Below are 17,494 nucleotides of genomic sequence, written 5' to 3'. Positions count from 1 at the left end.
TAATCAATTTATCACATTTTAGAGGTAAGAAAGCGAAGAAGTTGAAGATATGAGAATGAAGGCATAAAAAAAGTTCTAAACATTAAGTAGTTATAAAATACTTAGTGTTTAGAACTTTAGTAGGAGGTCTCCAAGATGCCGCCGCAAGCTGTAACCCTTGAACCCATGGTCCAAGGTGAACATAGTGTTGCTACCATTAGGCTGCCTGAACGAATCAGGTATGCTCACAAGCAACAGATCACCACGTTCTATGTGTTTCGAATATCGGCTCAGGGGACTGGCCCGCTGGCAAACATCTCAGAGAAATTTGGTGGGTGCGCTAAGCACCTTATCTATGAACTATTGTATTATTTTAATTGTAGAAAGCAACCTATTATCTGTGAATTTCGTGGTGTACGCATGCTTTCTGAACAAATCTACTTCGCAGTTGAAAAAGTGCGATCATGGTGCTTGCCTTGATCGTGTAAAGCTTGTTCAATGGATTGTTGTAGCATTTTTATTTTCTCTTCCATGTTGTAGGCATAGTCTCTGGTTTTTAACTTTTCTTCTGCCAACTCATGACTCATATTTAATGCCACGATAAAAATTAAGTGCTCTGTATTGGAAACACCACTGCGCTCTTTGAGATCCTGTAATCGTTGTTCCAGTTCAGCAGCAGAAGCCAGTAAAGCATCTCTTTGTTCTGGTGGGCAATTGACACGTAATGAGCGCCCAAAAATTTGAAGATCAACGGGTTGTGCGGACATGATTCCTTCCTGACATAAAATCTGTGCTACGTGTTTAGTAGTGTATACGGTTATAACGCTGTATTAAACGCTATTACTGCAAAAATTCCAATGATTAACATGGCTTAACTGGTACAGCGACTTCTATTGATGGTAGCATATCTTGAACTATTCCCCTAAATGCGACGTTTATTCTTATGTCAAAACAGAACACATTACCGAATTATCAAACTATTGATGCATTATTACAGCAACATACAGTACCTTTAACCGCGGCTGAAATGCATGGTTTGATCACGGGATTTATTTGCGGTGCAGTGCGTGATAGCAGTTGGAAAACCTTATTACACGATCTGACCAATGAAGGCTTAGCTTTTCCTAAAACGCTATCAGAGCCACTTGAAGAGCTTTATCACATCACCTTCGAACAACTCGATGACAGTGTGTTCAATTTTTCGATGTTAGTACCTGACGAATCTGAATCCGTTTTTCCAAGAGCCGATGCCCTTGCAGGTTGGGTTAATCATTTTCTTTTAGGTCTGGGGGTTGCTCAACCTAAGTTGTCTGATCATAAAGAATTGACCGAAGTGATTACTGATTTACGTAATATTGGTGCGCTAGGTTATGAAGAAGACGAAAACCAAGAAGAACTTGAAGATGCACTTGAAGAAGTCAGTGAATATGTAAAAGTATCCGTTCAACTTTGTTATATCACTTTTGTCGCACCAAAAGACAAAAGAAATGACGAACAAAATGAGCAACGTATACTACATTAATTGCATCATTAATTAGATAACCATAAAGATAAATGAAAGACAGGAGTGGGTATGAATAAGCAAGAATTTTTATCCCGTCGTCAGGCATTATTAGCACAAATGAAGCCTGCGAGTGCAGCTATCTTTTTTGCCGCACCACCAGCGCAACGTAATGCCGATAGTGAGTATCCTTATCGCCAACATAGTGATTTCCTTTATCTAACTGGTTTCAGCGAGCCTGAAGCTATTCTTGTGCTGATTAAAAGTGATGAGACACATAACCATAGTGTACTTTTTAATCGCGTTAGAGATTTAACTGCTGAAATTTGGTTTGGTCGTCGCCTTGGACAAGAAGCTGCACCTGAAAAACTAGGGGTTGATAAGGCGCTACCTTATGAAGATGTGGGTGAACAACTTTACCAATTATTAAACGGGTTAGATGTTGTTTATCATGCTCAAGGTGAATACACGTTTGCTGATGAGATAGTCTTTAGTGCATTAGAAACTTTAAGAAAAGGCTCTCGCCGTAACTTAAAAGCACCACAAACTATTATTGATTGGCGTCCAATGGTTCATGAGCAACGTCTATTTAAATCTGATTTTGAACTTGAATTGCTGCGTAAAGCCGGAAAAATTACAGCATTAGCACATACGCGTGCGATGCAAAAATGTCAGCCAGGTATGTACGAATATCAACTTCAAGGTGAGATTGAACATGAGTTTGTTTCTCATGGTGCACGTTTCCCTTCTTATAACAGTATTGTCGGCAGTGGTGAAAATGGTTGTATTCTTCATTACACCGAAAATGAAACCAAAATGCGCGATGGAGATTTAGTTCTCATTGATGCAGGCTGTGAATATGAAGGTTATGCTGGTGATATCACCCGTACTTTTCCTGTTAATGGCAAATTTAGCCGTCAACAACGCGAAATTTATGACATCGTCTTAAAATCCATCAATGTTTCTTTGGAATTGTACAAACCTGGTACAAGTATCAAAGAAGTCACAGAGCATGTCGTGTATATCATGGTCGAAGGGCTGGTTAAACTGGGCATTATGCACGGTGAAATCGATCATCTTATTGAAACAAAAGCCTATCAGCGTTTCTTTATGCATAGCTTAAGCCACTGGTTAGGTCTTGATGTTCATGATGTTGGACATTATGGCACTGAGCGTGACCGTATTTTAGAACCGGGTATGGTACTGACCATTGAACCGGGACTTTACATTGCACCAGATGCAGATGTGCCACAAGAGTATCGCGGTATCGGTATTCGTATTGAGGATGACATTGTTATCACGGAAACAGGCAATGAGAATTTAACGGCATCTGTCGTTAAAGATCCTGATGAAATTGAAGCTCTGATGGCAGGAAAAATTTAAGGCTAAAATCAGCATGAATGTGATTATTGTGGGTGGTGGGATGGCAGGTGCGACATTAGCACTTGCACTTTCTGCATTAAATAAAGGTAAGATTTCAATATCGTTAATTGAAGCAAGAGAGCCTGACAATGGGCATCCTGGGTTTGATGCAAGAGCGATTGCATTAGCACATGGAACAGCGAAACGGTTAGAGCAAATCGGGCTTTGGTCAATATTAAAACCTTTTGTTACCCCTATTAATCACGTTCATGTCTCTGATAGAGGGCATTGTGGTTTTGTTAATATTCATGCACAAGACTATGATATCTCAGCACTGGGTTACGTTATTGAATTGCATGATTCCGGACGTCAGCTTTTTGCAAAGTTGAAAAAACAATCTAATATCACGCTTCATTGCCCTGCTAAAGTTGAACAAGTTCAGCGTAATATCGATTCTGTTGAGGTAACACTTGATGATGGTACGCAATTATCGGGTGACTTACTGATTGCCGCTGATGGTACGAATTCACATATTGGCCACCAATGCCATATTCAATGGCAACGAGAGCCTTATAACCAAGTGGCTGTGATCGCTAATGTTAAAACGCAAATCGATCCTCAAGGTAAAGCTTTTGAGCGCTTTACAGAATTTGGTCCATTAGCCATGTTACCGATGAGTGAAGGGCGTAGCTCATTAGTGTGGTGTCATCCTATTGAAAAGCTGGATGAAGTTTCACAGTGGGATGATGAAACTACTATTGCACATTTACAACGTGATTTTGGCTGGCGTTTAGGAAAGATAGAGCATATTGGTAAGCGAAATTGTTACCCTTTAGCACTACAAAAAGCCAATCAAATTATTGGTCATCGTTTAGCGTTAGTTGGAAATGCCTCGCAAACACTTCATCCTATTGCAGGACAAGGTTTTAACCTCGGTTTACGTGATGTTATGGCGCTCGCTAATACGGTCACTCAAGCGATTAATGCCAATGCGGATATTGGTAGTTATCGAGTACTCTCTCAATATCAACAACTTCGCCAGCAAGATAGAGAAAAAACAATCTCTATTACTGATGGGTTGGTGAAAGTGTTTGCAAATCGTTGTGTGCCGCTGATTGTTTCTCGCAATTTAGGGTTAATGACGATGGAATTGTTCCCAATGATGAGAGATAAATTGGCGTATCAAACATTGGGCTGGACAGACTAGACAAGCAGAAAGAACAGTGCGCTCTAAAATAGTCGCTTTTTAGGATACTTTTATTATGAAATCATTTGATGTTGTTATTGCTGGTGGTGGAATGGTTGGGCTTGCATTAGCCAGCGGATTACACGGGTGTGGATTACGTATAGCGATAATAGAAAATCACCCAGTAACGAAGCTTTTTCACCCACAGGATGATTTTTCATTACGGGTATCTGCTATTAATACAGCCAGTGAGATGTTGCTGAAAAAATTAGGTGTTTGGGAAAACTTACAAGCACTACGAACCGCACCTTATCAAGGCATGGACGTTTGGGATCAAGATAGTTTTGGTCGTATTGAGTTTTCAGCACAAAAAGAAGGGTTCAGCCACTTAGGCTCTATTATCGAAAATAACCTTATTCGTGAAGTTCTTTGGCAAAAATGTGAAAGCCACAGTGATATTACCTTCTATTCATCAACGCAGATTGAGCGTGTGGCGTGGGGGGAGAATGATGCATTTATAACTCTGAATGATGGTGAGATGTTGACGGCAAGATTAGTTGTCGGAGCTGATGGCGCTAATTCGTGGTTACGTAAACACGCAGATATTCCCCTGACTTTTTGGGATTATGAACATCATGCCTTAGTTGCTACTATTCGTACTGAACAGCCTCATGATAATGTTGCGCGTCAAGTATTTCATGGTGAAGGTATTTTGGCATTTCTACCTCTTTCTGATCCTCATACTTGTTCTATTGTTTGGTCTTTACCAAGTAACCTCGCTGAAAGTTATAAAAACGCAGAAAAAAACTTATTTGAACGCACATTAGGTGTGACCTTTGATATGCGTTTAGGTAAATGTGAATTGATGAGTGATCGCATGACCATACCATTAACAGGTCGTTATGCTCGCCAATTTGCCGCTCCTCGTTTAGCACTATTAGGTGATGCTGCACATACAATCCATCCTTTAGCTGGACAAGGCGTTAACCTCGGTTTTATGGATGTTGCAGAGTTAATCGGTGAGATCCGTCGCTTAAAAGCAGAAGGTAAAGATTTTGGTGAATATCTCTATTTGAGACGATTCGAGCGTCGTCGCAAACATGCAGCAGCCGTAATGCTGGCAAGTATGCAAGGATTCCGTGAACTTTTTGCTGGCAACAATCCAGTTAAAAAGCTGGTTCGAGATATCGGTCTTTCGTTAGCAGATAGTTTACCGGGGGTAAAACCTAAGTTACTTGAGCAAGCAATGGGGCTTTCTGATTTACCTGAATGGTTAAGTGATAAAAATTTCACTTCAGTTGAAAAAATCTAATTCCTCGCTTATTTCACATTACTTTTATTTATATTTGACTGAAGAAATAGAACTAAAAAAATCTATTTTTTCAGTCTATTCTTTGTACTAATTCCTTTTTTTCAGTAATTCCTCGCTAAAAATGAGCGCTGATACGCATAATTGCAATCATTAGTTCTGCATACCCATATGTCTACATTATGATTAAGAGACGCTATACCCTATTTTAACTTATGGTTTATTTTTTCTCACAATGCTAAGTTCAAGGGGATGGTATCGTTTGCGTTGTACGTTAATTGCTCGTATTTGTTAAATCTATGTTTAAAAATAAACTTAAACTTGAGATTAACACTATGATTTTAAATCAAATTTAATTTTATATTTAACAAATGCGTTCTCTGAATAATCTAAAGTAAAAGTAGAAAGAGGGAAGAATGGCAAAACAGACTCCGTTGTATGATGAGCATGTAGCCTGCGGTGCTCGTATGGTCGATTTTCATGGTTGGATGATGCCTTTGCACTATGGCTCCCAAATAGATGAACATCATATTGTACGTCGTGATGCAGGTATGTTTGATGTTTCTCATATGACCATTGTTGACTTACATGGCTCACAAGTTAAAGATTTTCTACGTTATTTATTAGCGAATGATATCGCTAAACTCACCGAAAAAGGTAAGGCGCTTTATACCGGTATGCTAAACGCATCAGCTGGTGTAATTGATGATCTTATCGTCTATTACTTTGATGACTCTTTCTATCGTCTCGTTGTGAACTCCGCTACTCGTGAGAAAGATCTGGCATGGATTGAACAACATGCTTCAGATTATGTTGTGGATATCACTGTTCGTGACGATTTGGCATTAATCGCTGTTCAAGGTCCTCATGCACAAGAGAAAGTACAACGCTTATTAACTGAAGCGCAACGCCAAGTTGTTTCTGCTATGAAGCCTTTCTATGGTGTAGAACTTGGAGACCTATTTGTTGCAACAACAGGCTATACCGGTGAAGCCGGTTATGAAATCGCAATGCCAAAAGAGCAAGCTGTCGATTTTTGGAAAAAATTATTAGCTGTAGGTGTTAAACCTGCAGGATTAGGTGCGAGAGACACATTACGTTTAGAAGCCGGAATGAACCTCTATAGCCAAGAGATGGATGAAACTATTAATCCACTTGAAGCGAATATGGGATGGACGATTGCATGGGCACCGGAAGATCGTCAATTTATTGGTCGAGAAGCATTAGAAAAATTACGCGCAACAGGCACAGATAAACTTGTTGGTCTTGTAATGCGAGAGAAAGGTGTGTTGCGTGCAGGTACTGCCGTACACTTTACTGATGATGTAGGTGAATTAAGAGAAGGTATTATTACAAGTGGTACTTTTTCGCCTACATTAGGCTTTAGTATTGCATTAGCAAGAGTTCCCGCAGGTATAAAAGATAGCGCAATTGTATTAATGCGTAATCGTGAGATGCCAGTAGAAGTGGTAAAACCTGGTTTTGTTCGTTCAGGTAAAGCATTGGTATAACACGCACAATTATTTTAAATGGAGAGTAAGGTCAATGAGTCAAATACCTAGTGAATTAAAATACGCACAATCTCATGAGTGGATACGTTCAGAAGGCAATGGTGAATACACTATTGGTATTACTGAACATGCACAGGAATTATTAGGTGATATGGTGTTTGTTGATCTACCAGAAGTAGGTAGAGAAGTCGCAATCGGTGATGATTGTGCCGTAGCGGAATCAGTAAAAGCTGCATCAGATATTTACGCACCATTATCGGGTGAAATTATCGCAGTAAATGAAGGGTTAAATGACTCTCCAGAGCTTGTGAACAGTGCACCTTACGGAGAAGGTTGGTTATTTCGCATTAAAGCAAATAATGAAAGCGAATTAGATGACTTACTTGATGCCGCAGGTTATCAAGAACTGGTAGATAGCGAAGAGTAAAACGAAGCGCCCCGTCAAATCAATGCCGGGGCGTTTTTATTTGTTAGCTTGTTATCGTAATGCTATCTCAACGCGCTTTAAGCCGTGTGCTATTTACCTATCCATTCATAGTGAATTCAGGAAATTACTTGCAATGACACAGACTTTAAATCAGTTAGAGTATCGTGATGAATTTATTCGTCGCCATATTGGTTCATCACCAGAACAGATTAAAGAGATGCTCAGTGCTGTTGGCGTCTCCTCATTAAATGAATTAACTCAAAAAATTGTTCCAGATAATATTCAATTAGAGACACCACCGAATGTGGGTGCAGGAGCAACAGAGCAAGAAGCCTTGGCTGAACTAAAAGCGATTGCTAGCCAAAATAAACGTTTTACTTCTTACATTGGAATGGGGTACGCGCCTTCTGTATTACCTCCTGTGATTTTGCGTAATTTATTAGAAAATCCGGGTTGGTATACTGCTTATACACCGTATCAACCAGAAGTTTCTCAAGGTCGTCTAGAATCACTACTGAATTTCCAACAGGTTACAATTGATTACACAGGAATGGATCTCGCCTCTGCATCGCTGCTAGATGAAGCAACGGCAGCAGCTGAAGCAATGGCAATGGCAAAACGTGTAAGCAAATTAAAAAATGCGGATCGTTTCTTTGTTGCTGATGATATTCACCCTCAAACTTTAGATGTTGTCAGAACTCGCGCTGATACCTTTGGTTTTGAAGTGATTGTTGATAAGGCTGAAAAAGTATTAGAGCTTGAAGGTGTCTTTGGTGTGCTATTACAACAAGTCGGCACAACGGGTGAAGTTCATGATCACAGTAAGTTATTAGCAGCACTAAAAGAACGCAAAATTATTACCAGTGTTGCCGCTGATTTAATGGCGCTGGTGGTACTCACAGCACCAGGTCATCAAGGTGCTGATATCGTATTAGGCTCAGCGCAACGTTTTGGTGTTCCAATGGGTTACGGTGGACCACATGCGGCATTCTTTGCTTGTCGTGATGAATATAAACGTGCGATGCCGGGACGTATTATTGGTGTTTCTCGTGATGCTGCGGGTAATCGTGCATTACGTATGGCGATGCAAACGCGTGAGCAACATATTCGTCGTGAAAAAGCGAACTCCAATATTTGTACATCCCAAGTTTTACTTGCCAATATTGCGGCGATGTATGCGGTTTATCATGGGCCTGAAGGATTAAAAACTATCGCTCAACGTATTCATCGTTTAACGGATATTTTAGCCGCAGGTTTACAACAAAACGGTATGGTATTACGCCATAAAACTTGGTTTGATACCTTAACGATTGATACCGCAGATAAAGCGACTGTATTACAACGTGCTAAAGATGCTGAAATTAACTTACGTACTGATATTGTGGGGGCCGTGGGTGTAACGCTAAGCGAAATTACAACACGTGAAGATGTATTAAAGCTTGTTGAAATTATCAGTGGTAAAGCATTTTCCGGTGATATTGATGCACTCGATAAACAAGTGGCATCTGAATCAGCATCAATCCCTGCTTCTATGCAACGTAAAGACACTGTGCTGACGCATGAAAACTTTCATCATTATCACAGTGAAACAGAAATGATGCGCTATATGCATCGTTTAGAAAATAAAGACTTAGCATTGAATCAAGCGATGATCCCATTAGGCTCATGCACAATGAAACTTAATGCTGCCGCTGAAATGATCCCGATCACATGGCCTGAATTTACAGAGCTACATCCATTCTGCCCAGCTTATCAAGCGAAGGGCTATCAAATGATGATTGGGCAACTCTCCAGTTGGCTTGCTGCATTAACAGGTTATGATGCGATGTGTATGCAACCAAACTCGGGTGCCCAAGGTGAATATGCTGGTTTATTAGCTATTCGTCGTTATCACCAAAGTCGTGGAGAAGGTGCACGACATATCTGCTTGATCCCAAGTTCAGCACACGGTACTAACCCAGCGTCTGCCCATATGGCAGGAATGACAGTGGTTGTTGTCGGTTGTGATGATAACGGTAATATCGATATTGCGGACTTAAAAGCCAAAGCAGAAAAACATCAAGCTGAACTCTCTTGTGTGATGGTGACATATCCATCAACGCATGGTGTTTATGAAGAAGGTATTCGTGAAGTTTGTGAAATCATTCATCAATATGGCGGACAAGTTTATCTTGATGGTGCCAATATGAATGCGCAAGTGGGGATCACCACACCGGGCTTTATTGGCTCTGATGTTTCGCACTTAAACTTACATAAAACCTTCTGTATTCCTCATGGCGGTGGTGGCCCAGGTATGGGACCTATTGGTGTGAAATCACACTTAGCACCATTTGTACCGGGACATTCTGTTGTTGAAATGGAGAATGTCACTACACAAGGCGCGGTTTCTGCGGCTCAATTTGGTAGCGCTTCAATACTACCAATTAGTTGGATGTATATTCGTATGATGGGCGCACAAGGGCTTAAACAAGCCAGCCAAGTGGCGATCTTAAATGCGAACTATATCGCACAACGTCTGAAAAATGACTATGACATTCTTTATGCTGGCGCTGATGGTTATGTCGCACATGAATGTATTATCGATATTCGCCCATTAAAAGCGAATTACGGTATCAGTGAAATGGATGTAGCTAAGCGTCTAATTGACTATGGATTCCATGCTCCAACCATGTCATTCCCTGTTGCAGGTACATTAATGATTGAGCCTACAGAATCCGAAAGTAAAGTTGAAATTGATCGCTTTATTGAGGCTCTGCTGTCTATTCGTGCTGAAATTGCACAGGTAGATAAAGGCGTATGGCCAATTGACGATAACCCATTAGTTAATGCGCCTCATACACAATATGAATTAGTGCAAGAGTGGCCACATAGTTATAGCCGTGAATGTGCGGTGTTCCCAAGTGAAGCAACGAAACAAAACAAATATTGGCCAGCGGTTAAACGTCTTGATGATGTATATGGCGACCGCCATTTACATTGTTCATGCGCACCAATTAGTGATTATGAATAAGCTTTAATCTAGCAATATTCCTAAATAAAATACCGATGGTTAAGTTAGCCATCGGTATTTTTTTATTAATAAATTCAGCATTGAATATATTACTTCAGCCAGCCTTTTTTCTGCGCCTCTAATAATTGAGGGTAGAGATATTGCCAAAATTCCGGCCACTGTTTTTCAATAAACAGATTACGCGCCAATACTTGCTCTAAGCGGATATTATTCTCAACCCAACTTTGGCCTTCATTATGCAAATTCATCAGCATTGGCATGGTACGATCAAGAATATTGGCAAACTGAGATTCTGGTGTTTCAGCCGCATCATATTCCAACCATAAATTGAGAAAATATTCGCTTTGTGGAGAAGGTAATAAAGCAAAAATACGTTTTGCGGCTTTTTGCTCGTGCTCTTTAATCGCTTCACGAGCGGCAACATCATAAACCATCACATCGCCAGCATCTATTTCAACGATATCGTGAACAAGCGCTAACTGAATAGCGCGCCCCATATCAATATCACCCGCGTAGGGCTGAAAACTCATTGCCGCAACGGCAAAGTGCCAGCTATGTTCTGCAGTATTTTCAGAACGACTATTATCTAATACATTATTTTTACGATAAACACGTTTTAGTTTATCTAACTCCATAATAAAGTTAATCGTATCAGAGAAGGGGCCAAATACCCCTTTAGGTAATTGTGTCATAAAAATCCGTATTTGTATGATAAATAAAAATTACTCTTCTTCTAAAGAATAAGGCAGTGGTTTAATGGATAGACGGCTGATGTTATCGCCTTGAACTCTAAATACACTATCGAGTTCCATATCGTTATTCATAACAACTTCAGCCAAAATAGTATTATCAGCCATACGTACAGTACTTAATACTGTTCCTGTTTTACGCCATTTATCTTCGCCTAATTGCCATTCAACGCTACCGCCAATCTCAGGTAATTCAGTACCACCACCTGATAATAGGTACATTGCACGTTTGTTGGCACCCCTGAATTTTGCGCGAGATACCATTTCTTGTCCGGTATAACAGCCTTTTTTAAAGCAGATGCTCAGTGGTAATGCTTGCAGATTTGTTGCTTGAGGTAAGAATTGCTCAATATTTGGAGTATCAATAATAGGATATCCAGCCTCGATATCTAAGGCTAACCATTGCTCGCTATTACTGGTTTCTGCTTGTAATGTTGTTGCAAGATTTTTTGCTGTTTCTTCATCTGTTACGATTAAAAAGCGTTCAGTAGGTAAAGGTAGCTGAAGAATATAAGTATTATGGTGATTAACAACTTCATTTGCTTTACGAGGGATATTTGGAAAGTAATCGGCCAATGCAAGAGCAGCACCTTGACCGGCTAACCCTAATAAAACGCTATTTGTATTTTCAGCTAAAGTTACTTTTGAAAATACGGCATATTTTTTTAATTCAGCAAGTTGTTTTTGCGCGACATTTTTACGCAGAATATAAGCAAAACCTTCTTGCTGGTGGAATAAGCGAAGCGTACTCCACATTTTACCTTTTGCTTCACAGTGTGCAGACAATGTATGTGTCGTTGTTGGAAGGGCTGCAATATCCGTAGTTAGTTGACCTTGTAGATATTTTTCACTGTCAGCACCTGTTGCTGTTATCAGTGACCATTCATCTAAAGAAACCAGTGTTAATGGCAAATTGATTGCTGCATGAGGGCGTTTAGCCTGAGTAGAATTTTGAGTCATGATGTCACCAGCTATTAAATTAATCAGATACATCAGTTATGGTAAAAGAGTGACAAGACAATGCAAGTCATTATTATTTTTAACGCACAGAAAATGAACCTGATAAATAACAAATGAAAGCGTGTTCAATAGGTTGTCTATGAGACTAAACCTGCAAACTGTGATCATTTTGATGTTAAAAATTTTGCGATAAGACTATCATCAGGGCTAGGAAGAAATAGTGGTATTTCTTGATTTGAACAATGTAAAGAGCAGAGTATGACTATCGATATAGAGAATAAAGCACGAATTAACTGGGCATGTCGTCGTGGAATGCGTGAACTAGATATTTCTATCATGCCTTTTTTCGAGAATGAGTACGATACGCTATCTGATAACGATAAAGCGCTTTTTGTTCGTTTACTAGAGTGTGCAGATCCTGATTTATTTAACTGGTTAATGAATCATGGACGCCCTGATGATGATGCGCTCTATTATATGGTGAAATTAATCCAAGAGCGTAATAAAGCGAGAATGGCGGAGATCGTTGATAAATATTAATAAAATAGATTATCAAATCAGCGATAGATCAAATAGTAATTAAGATTGATTAAAAATGACGCTTTTATTTTCTCATCAAATAAAGGCGTTTTTATTTTTTTATAAAAATTTAATAATACTAATAACACTCTAAAATTTACTGAACTAACAAATGTAGTTACGTTAAATTTGCGCACTATCTCTAAAAATGATGGCTTAAATCGCCTTTTTTCAATGTTTTTCGTTTTATACTGAATAAATCAGGTATGCTGAATTTATTAAAACAACGATTAAAAAAGAATATGAATTATGTATTTATTATTAAGTTATATTTTTTGAACACATATTAAATAGAAAGGGTAGCCATAAATAATTGAGCTAAAATGTAAGATAAATTATTTGCAAGGTTAAGAAAGAAGTTACATTATAAATAGGTTGGTCTTTATTATCTTTAACTTATTTATATCCGTATAGAATTACAGCTGGAGTTAATATAACTCGTGATTTTATGGAAATCGCACCTCACAGTATCATGGTTCACTCAACTCTTCTCAACGGTTGCTTATGTTGCCTTTGTGATAGGCTTACTGTTGTATCCGTGGCCTCTTGATTTTATTTATGTTTGGGTGCCATTGTTACTTTTCCTGATCGGCAGTTGGTATTTCACACAAAAGAATATTAGTCGTATCAAAGGAGATTTTGTTTTACTGAATGGTAATCGAATTCAATGGAAACAGCATGAGTGGCAAATAACAAAACATCCTTGGATTAGCCGTTTTGGTACTCGAATAACGTTGACTTCTATTCTAAATAAAAAGCAAATCACGTTATGGGTCGCTTTTGATAGTATGACTGAAAATGAGTGGCGTAACTTCTCTCAGCTATTAATGCAATATCCAGATATTTAATACCTGGATATTAAATTTATAAGTTTTCTTCTATTTCACGTAGAATTTGCATACACCATTGTGATAAACGTTCATCAGTTTCTTCAAACTGGTTAACGTCATCTAATGCAAGACCAACAAAATGCTTACCATCATCCGATAAAGGTTTTGGGCTGACAAATTCATACCCATCAACAGGCCAGAATCCAATAAACTTAACACCACTTGGTAATAAATGATGGTAGAGCATACCCAGCGCATCAAGAAACCATTCGCTGTAATCAACTTGATCGCCCATTCCATACATTGCAATAAGTTTATTTTTTAAATTTAATGTCGGCAATGTATCCCAAATATTGAGCCAATCTTCTTGGATCTCACCAAAATCCCAAGTTGGAATACCTAAAATAAGGATGTCATATTGCTCCATAAGCGTGATATCACACTCTTGAACATTATGAAGATCAACAAACTCTTCACCGAGAATATCGCGAATTTTTTCTGCTGCCATTTCGGTGTAACAGGTGCTAGAACCGTAAAATAGACCAATTTTCATAAAGGTTTTTAGGATATTTTTGCCAATAAAGGTCACTATTGTACCAGAAAATTTTTTTTATAAGGCATAATGTAAAGCCGATAAGCTAAAGAGAGGGAGAGTAAGACCGTGTCACAAACCAAATTATCGACAAAAAAGACAACTCATACCAATGAAGATACTGATATTATCATTGAACAATTTCTCGACAATATTTGGTTAGAGCAAGGCTTATCCGCTAATACACTTAGCTCTTATCGTTTAGATTTACAAGCACTAGGGCAATGGCTTGCACATCACCAATTAGATTGGTTATCAGCCACTACTTTGGATTTGCAATCTTTTCTCGCGACACGTTTAGATGAAGGCTATAAAGCCAGCAGTGCCGCTCGATTGCTGAGTACAATGCGTCGATTATTCCAATATTTATATCGTGAAAAATTACGTTTAGATGATCCTAGTGCATTACTTTCAACCCCTAAGCTTCCCCAACGTTTACCAAAAGATTTAAGTGAGCGACAAGTTGATGATTTACTCAATGCACCTTGTATTGATGAGCCACTTGAATTGCGCGATAAAGCAATGCTTGAAGTTCTTTATGCGTGTGGACTTCGTGTTTCTGAATTAGTGGGATTATCCCTCTCTGATATCAGCTTACGACAAGGCGTGCTACGTGTTATTGGTAAAGGTGATAAAGAACGATTAGTTCCTTTAGGTGAAGAAGCTATTTACTGGCTAGAGCAATATCTGCAATATGGAAGACCCACTTTAATGCAAGGGAAAACGGACGATATTGTTTTTCCTAGTTTAAGAGGGCAAAAAATGACACGACAAACGTTCTGGCATCGGATAAAACATTATGCCGTGATAGCAGGGATCGATACTGAAAAACTATCACCCCATGTGTTGCGTCATGCATTTGCGACACATCTCTTAAATCATGGAGCAGACTTGCGTGTTGTACAGATGTTATTGGGGCACAGTGACCTCTCTACAACACAGATTTATACCCATGTTGCAACAGAGCGCTTGAAGGCGCTTCATCAGCAACATCATCCAAGGGGATAGCCACTAATAGCTGGCGTTAAATAGGAATTCAAATGAAAAAGAAATTATTCTGGTTGCCAATATTATTAAGTATGGTGTCAATGCCAGTGCTTGCTGACAATACTTCTATTGAAGCGCAATTGGCTAAAATGCAAATTAAAGCAGAGAGTATTCAACCAACCCCGATTGTTGGATTAAATGCAGTGTTATCAGATAAAGGCATTTTTTATATTACAGATGATGGTAAATATCTGACTGCAGGGCCTATTTATAATATTAGTAGTGGTGAGCCAGTTAGTATTGCTAATCAAGTTATCATGAAAAAAATAGACTCACTTAAAAATGAAATGATTGTTTATAAAGCGCGTAACGAGCGCCATATGATCACCATTTTTACTGATATCAGTTGCCCTTATTGCCAAAAACTTCATCAAGAAGTGCCTGAACTGAATAAACAGGGTGTAACAGTGCGTTATTTGGCATTTCCTCGTAACGGTGTTGGCAATAATATTGTGAGTAAAGAAATGAATGCCGTGTGGTGTAGTGGTTTTCCTAATAAATCATTAGATAGTGCATTTAAAGGTGACAAAATTATCCCTATTGATGAATGTGCAAAAATCAATATCAATGAACACTTTAAATTAGGCACCATGATGGGTATTCAAGGCACTCCCGCTATTGTATTACCTAATGCCAGTATTTATGGTGGATATATTTCTGCTCAAAACCTTGTTGAATTATTAGATAAAAAAGAGAAGTAATTACGTTTTATGGTCACTATTGAACCGACACTGCGTCGTCGAATTGCACAGGCAACTCAATTACCGGATAACTTAGATCCCTTATTACGACAAATTTATGCTAATCGTGGAATAACATCTGAAGTTCAACTAGAACGATCGTTAAAAGGCTTACTTCATTATCAAGCATTAACAGGAATAGAAACAGCAATTTCATTACTGATTGAGGCGTTAAAGCAACAATCTCATATTGTTATTGTCGGCGATTTTGATGCTGATGGCGCAACAAGCACTGCACTTGCGATTAAAGCATTACGCCAAATGGGATTTAAGCAAGTTAGCTATCATATTCCTAATCGTTTTGATGATGGCTATGGTTTAAGCCCTCAAGTAGTTCATGACGTTGCTAAAAAGGGGGGGGATCTCATTATCACCGTTGATAATGGGATCTCATCTTTTGAAGGTGTGGATACAGCTCATGAATATGGTATTCGTGTCCTCGTTACCGATCACCATTTACCTGGACAAACCTTACCCGCTGCTGACGCGATTATTAATCCTAACCTGACAGATTGTTCTTTTTTATCTAAATCATTAGCTGGTGTTGGCGTTACTTTTTATTTAATGACGGCATTAAGAGCTGAATTAGAAAAACAAGGTTGGTTTGAGCAACAAAACTTAGCTCGCCCCAATATGGCGGATTTTCTTGATTTAGTTGCATTAGGCACAGTGGCAGACGTTGTTCCTCTTGATGAAAATAATCGTATTTTTGTTTATGAAGGATTACGCCGAATTAGAGCTGGTCGTTGTTGTGTAGGAATAAAAGCGCTAACAGAAGTCTCTCGAAAAGAACTCGCTCAACTAGTCAGTAGCGATTTGGGTTTCTCTTTAGGGCCTCGCTTAAACGCAGCCGGGCGTCTTGATGATATGTCTGTGGGGGTTGCTTTACTTTTAACCGACAATATTGGTTCTGCGCGTGAAATTGCTAATGAACTTGATGGATTAAATCAAACTCGGCGTGAAATTGAAGCGAGTATGCAAGAAGAAGCTTCAACCATTTTCCGTCAATTTATGGGAACACAACATGATTTACCAAATGGTTTAGCGATCTATCATCCTGAGTGGCATCAAGGTGTGGTGGGTATTTTAGCTTCTCGTATTAAAGAAAAATTGCATCGCCCTGTTATTGCTTTTGCCCCTAGCGGTGATGGCCTGTTAAAAGGCTCTGGTCGTTCAATAAGTGGTGTACATCTTCGAGATGCATTAGAACGATTAAATACGTTAAATCCGGGTTTGATGGTGAAATTCGGTGGCCATGCAATGGCCGCTGGGCTTTCACTTGAAGAAGATAAATTCCCACTGTTTCAGCGTCATTTTTCGTCTTTGATGGCTGAGTTGGTTTCCGATGAACAGTTACAAGGCGTAATTTTATCGGATGGTGAACTAACCGATAATCAACTTTCATTGCCTATCGCCGAAATGCTAAGAGAAGCTGGGCCTTGGGGACAGGCTTTTCCTGAACCTCTATTTGACGGTAAATTTACGCTGTTACAACAACGGATTGTAGGTAGTAAGCATTTAAAAATGATGCTTCAGCCAGTAAATAGCCATCTAATGATTGATGCAATTGCATTCAATGTTGATATCAATATGTGGCCGGATAACAGCATTAAAACGGTAGAGTTAGCCTATCGATTAGATGTAAATGAGTTTAGAGGACAACGTAGTGCACAACTGCTTGTTGAGCACATTTGGCCTTGTTAACGCGAATA

Annotated in this window: 16 protein-coding genes and 1 other RNA gene; 12 read left to right on the top strand and 5 right to left on the bottom strand. The window is 39.1% G+C overall.

Annotated features, from left to right (window positions below; genetic code table 11):
* Positions 1-123: 123 nt before the first annotated feature.
* Together ssrS and zapA are read right to left on the bottom strand one after the other, a co-directional pair.
* Positions 124-307, bottom strand: a non-coding RNA gene (ssrS, locus tag C0T34_RS04590) — 6S RNA.
* A 109-nt stretch (positions 308-416) separates the two neighbouring features.
* A complete protein-coding gene (gene zapA / locus C0T34_RS04585; protein ID WP_023581530.1) occupies positions 417-746 on the bottom strand; it encodes a cell division protein ZapA in 330 nt (109 codons plus the stop codon).
* A gap of 176 nt (positions 747-922) precedes the next feature.
* Between zapA and C0T34_RS04580 the strand changes: the two genes are divergently transcribed.
* The 7 genes from C0T34_RS04580 to gcvP all read left to right on the top strand — a co-directional run bounded on the left by C0T34_RS04580 (position 923) and on the right by gcvP (position 10,285).
* Positions 923-1,501, top strand: coding sequence for a YecA family protein (locus tag C0T34_RS04580; RefSeq protein WP_109849757.1), 579 nt, complete (start codon positions 923-925; stop codon positions 1,499-1,501).
* A gap of 51 nt (positions 1,502-1,552) precedes the next feature.
* Positions 1,553-2,863: a Xaa-Pro aminopeptidase gene (pepP, locus tag C0T34_RS04575; RefSeq protein WP_098942217.1), complete on the top strand. Its 1,311-nt coding sequence runs from the start codon at positions 1,553-1,555 to the stop codon at positions 2,861-2,863.
* 13 nt (positions 2,864-2,876) lie between these two features.
* Positions 2,877-4,049 carry a 2-octaprenyl-6-methoxyphenyl hydroxylase gene (gene ubiH, locus C0T34_RS04570; protein WP_109849756.1) on the top strand — a complete coding sequence of 391 codons (1,173 nt, stop codon included), beginning with the start codon at positions 2,877-2,879 and terminating at the stop codon, positions 4,047-4,049.
* A gap of 55 nt (positions 4,050-4,104) precedes the next feature.
* Positions 4,105-5,340, top strand: coding sequence for an FAD-dependent 2-octaprenylphenol hydroxylase (gene ubiI / locus C0T34_RS04565; protein WP_098942219.1), 1,236 nt, complete (start codon positions 4,105-4,107; stop codon positions 5,338-5,340).
* Between the two features lie 413 nt (positions 5,341-5,753).
* A complete protein-coding gene (gene gcvT, locus C0T34_RS04560; protein ID WP_109849755.1) occupies positions 5,754-6,848 on the top strand; it encodes a glycine cleavage system aminomethyltransferase GcvT in 1,095 nt (364 codons plus the stop codon).
* A 34-nt stretch (positions 6,849-6,882) separates the two neighbouring features.
* Entirely contained in the window at positions 6,883-7,275 is a 393-nt protein-coding gene (gene gcvH / locus C0T34_RS04555; protein WP_098942221.1) for a glycine cleavage system protein GcvH, read from the top strand.
* 133 nt (positions 7,276-7,408) lie between these two features.
* A complete protein-coding gene (gcvP, locus tag C0T34_RS04550; RefSeq protein WP_109849754.1) occupies positions 7,409-10,285 on the top strand; it encodes an aminomethyl-transferring glycine dehydrogenase in 2,877 nt (958 codons plus the stop codon).
* 89 nt (positions 10,286-10,374) lie between these two features.
* Here the strand turns inward: gcvP and C0T34_RS04545 are convergent, their stop codons facing one another.
* Entirely contained in the window at positions 10,375-10,977 is a 603-nt protein-coding gene (locus C0T34_RS04545) for an HD domain-containing protein (RefSeq protein ID WP_098942223.1), read from the bottom strand.
* 30 nt (positions 10,978-11,007) lie between these two features.
* Entirely contained in the window at positions 11,008-11,994 is a 987-nt protein-coding gene (gene ygfZ / locus C0T34_RS04540) for a tRNA-modifying protein YgfZ (RefSeq protein ID WP_109849753.1), read from the bottom strand.
* Between the two features lie 264 nt (positions 11,995-12,258).
* Between ygfZ and sdhE the strand changes: the two genes are divergently transcribed.
* Positions 12,259-12,534 carry an FAD assembly factor SdhE gene (gene sdhE / locus C0T34_RS04535; protein WP_075670946.1) on the top strand — a complete coding sequence of 92 codons (276 nt, stop codon included), beginning with the start codon at positions 12,259-12,261 and terminating at the stop codon, positions 12,532-12,534.
* Positions 12,535-13,013: 479 nt separating this feature from the next.
* Entirely contained in the window at positions 13,014-13,421 is a 408-nt protein-coding gene (locus C0T34_RS04530; protein ID WP_109849752.1) for a protein YgfX, read from the top strand.
* A gap of 16 nt (positions 13,422-13,437) precedes the next feature.
* Here C0T34_RS04530 and fldB read toward each other — a convergent pair whose 3' ends face one another.
* The gene (gene fldB / locus C0T34_RS04525) at positions 13,438-13,956 is read right to left on the bottom strand and encodes a flavodoxin FldB (protein ID WP_098944055.1); all 519 of its coding nucleotides are present in this window, start codon (positions 13,954-13,956) and stop codon (positions 13,438-13,440) included.
* Between the two features lie 108 nt (positions 13,957-14,064).
* On the opposite strand from fldB, the gene xerD reads away from it, so the two are divergent.
* Genes xerD through recJ form a run of 3 tightly spaced genes read left to right on the top strand, consistent with a single transcriptional unit; the run spans position 14,065 to position 17,486 of the window.
* The gene (gene xerD / locus C0T34_RS04520) at positions 14,065-15,003 is read left to right on the top strand and encodes a site-specific tyrosine recombinase XerD (RefSeq protein ID WP_098942226.1); all 939 of its coding nucleotides are present in this window, start codon (positions 14,065-14,067) and stop codon (positions 15,001-15,003) included.
* 32 nt (positions 15,004-15,035) lie between these two features.
* Positions 15,036-15,743 (top strand): bifunctional protein-disulfide isomerase/oxidoreductase DsbC, encoded by a 708-nt coding sequence (gene dsbC, locus C0T34_RS04515; RefSeq protein ID WP_098942227.1) that lies wholly within the window; start codon positions 15,036-15,038, stop codon positions 15,741-15,743.
* A gap of 9 nt (positions 15,744-15,752) precedes the next feature.
* A complete protein-coding gene (gene recJ / locus C0T34_RS04510) occupies positions 15,753-17,486 on the top strand; it encodes a single-stranded-DNA-specific exonuclease RecJ (protein WP_109849751.1) in 1,734 nt (577 codons plus the stop codon).
* Positions 17,487-17,494: the final 8 nt, after the last annotated feature.

Origin of the sequence: Proteus sp. CA142267 (genome assembly GCF_003336825.1) — a bacterium.
Lineage (GTDB): Bacteria > Pseudomonadota > Gammaproteobacteria > Enterobacterales > Enterobacteriaceae > Proteus > Proteus terrae.
This window is presented reverse-complemented; position numbering and strand designations above follow the sequence as displayed.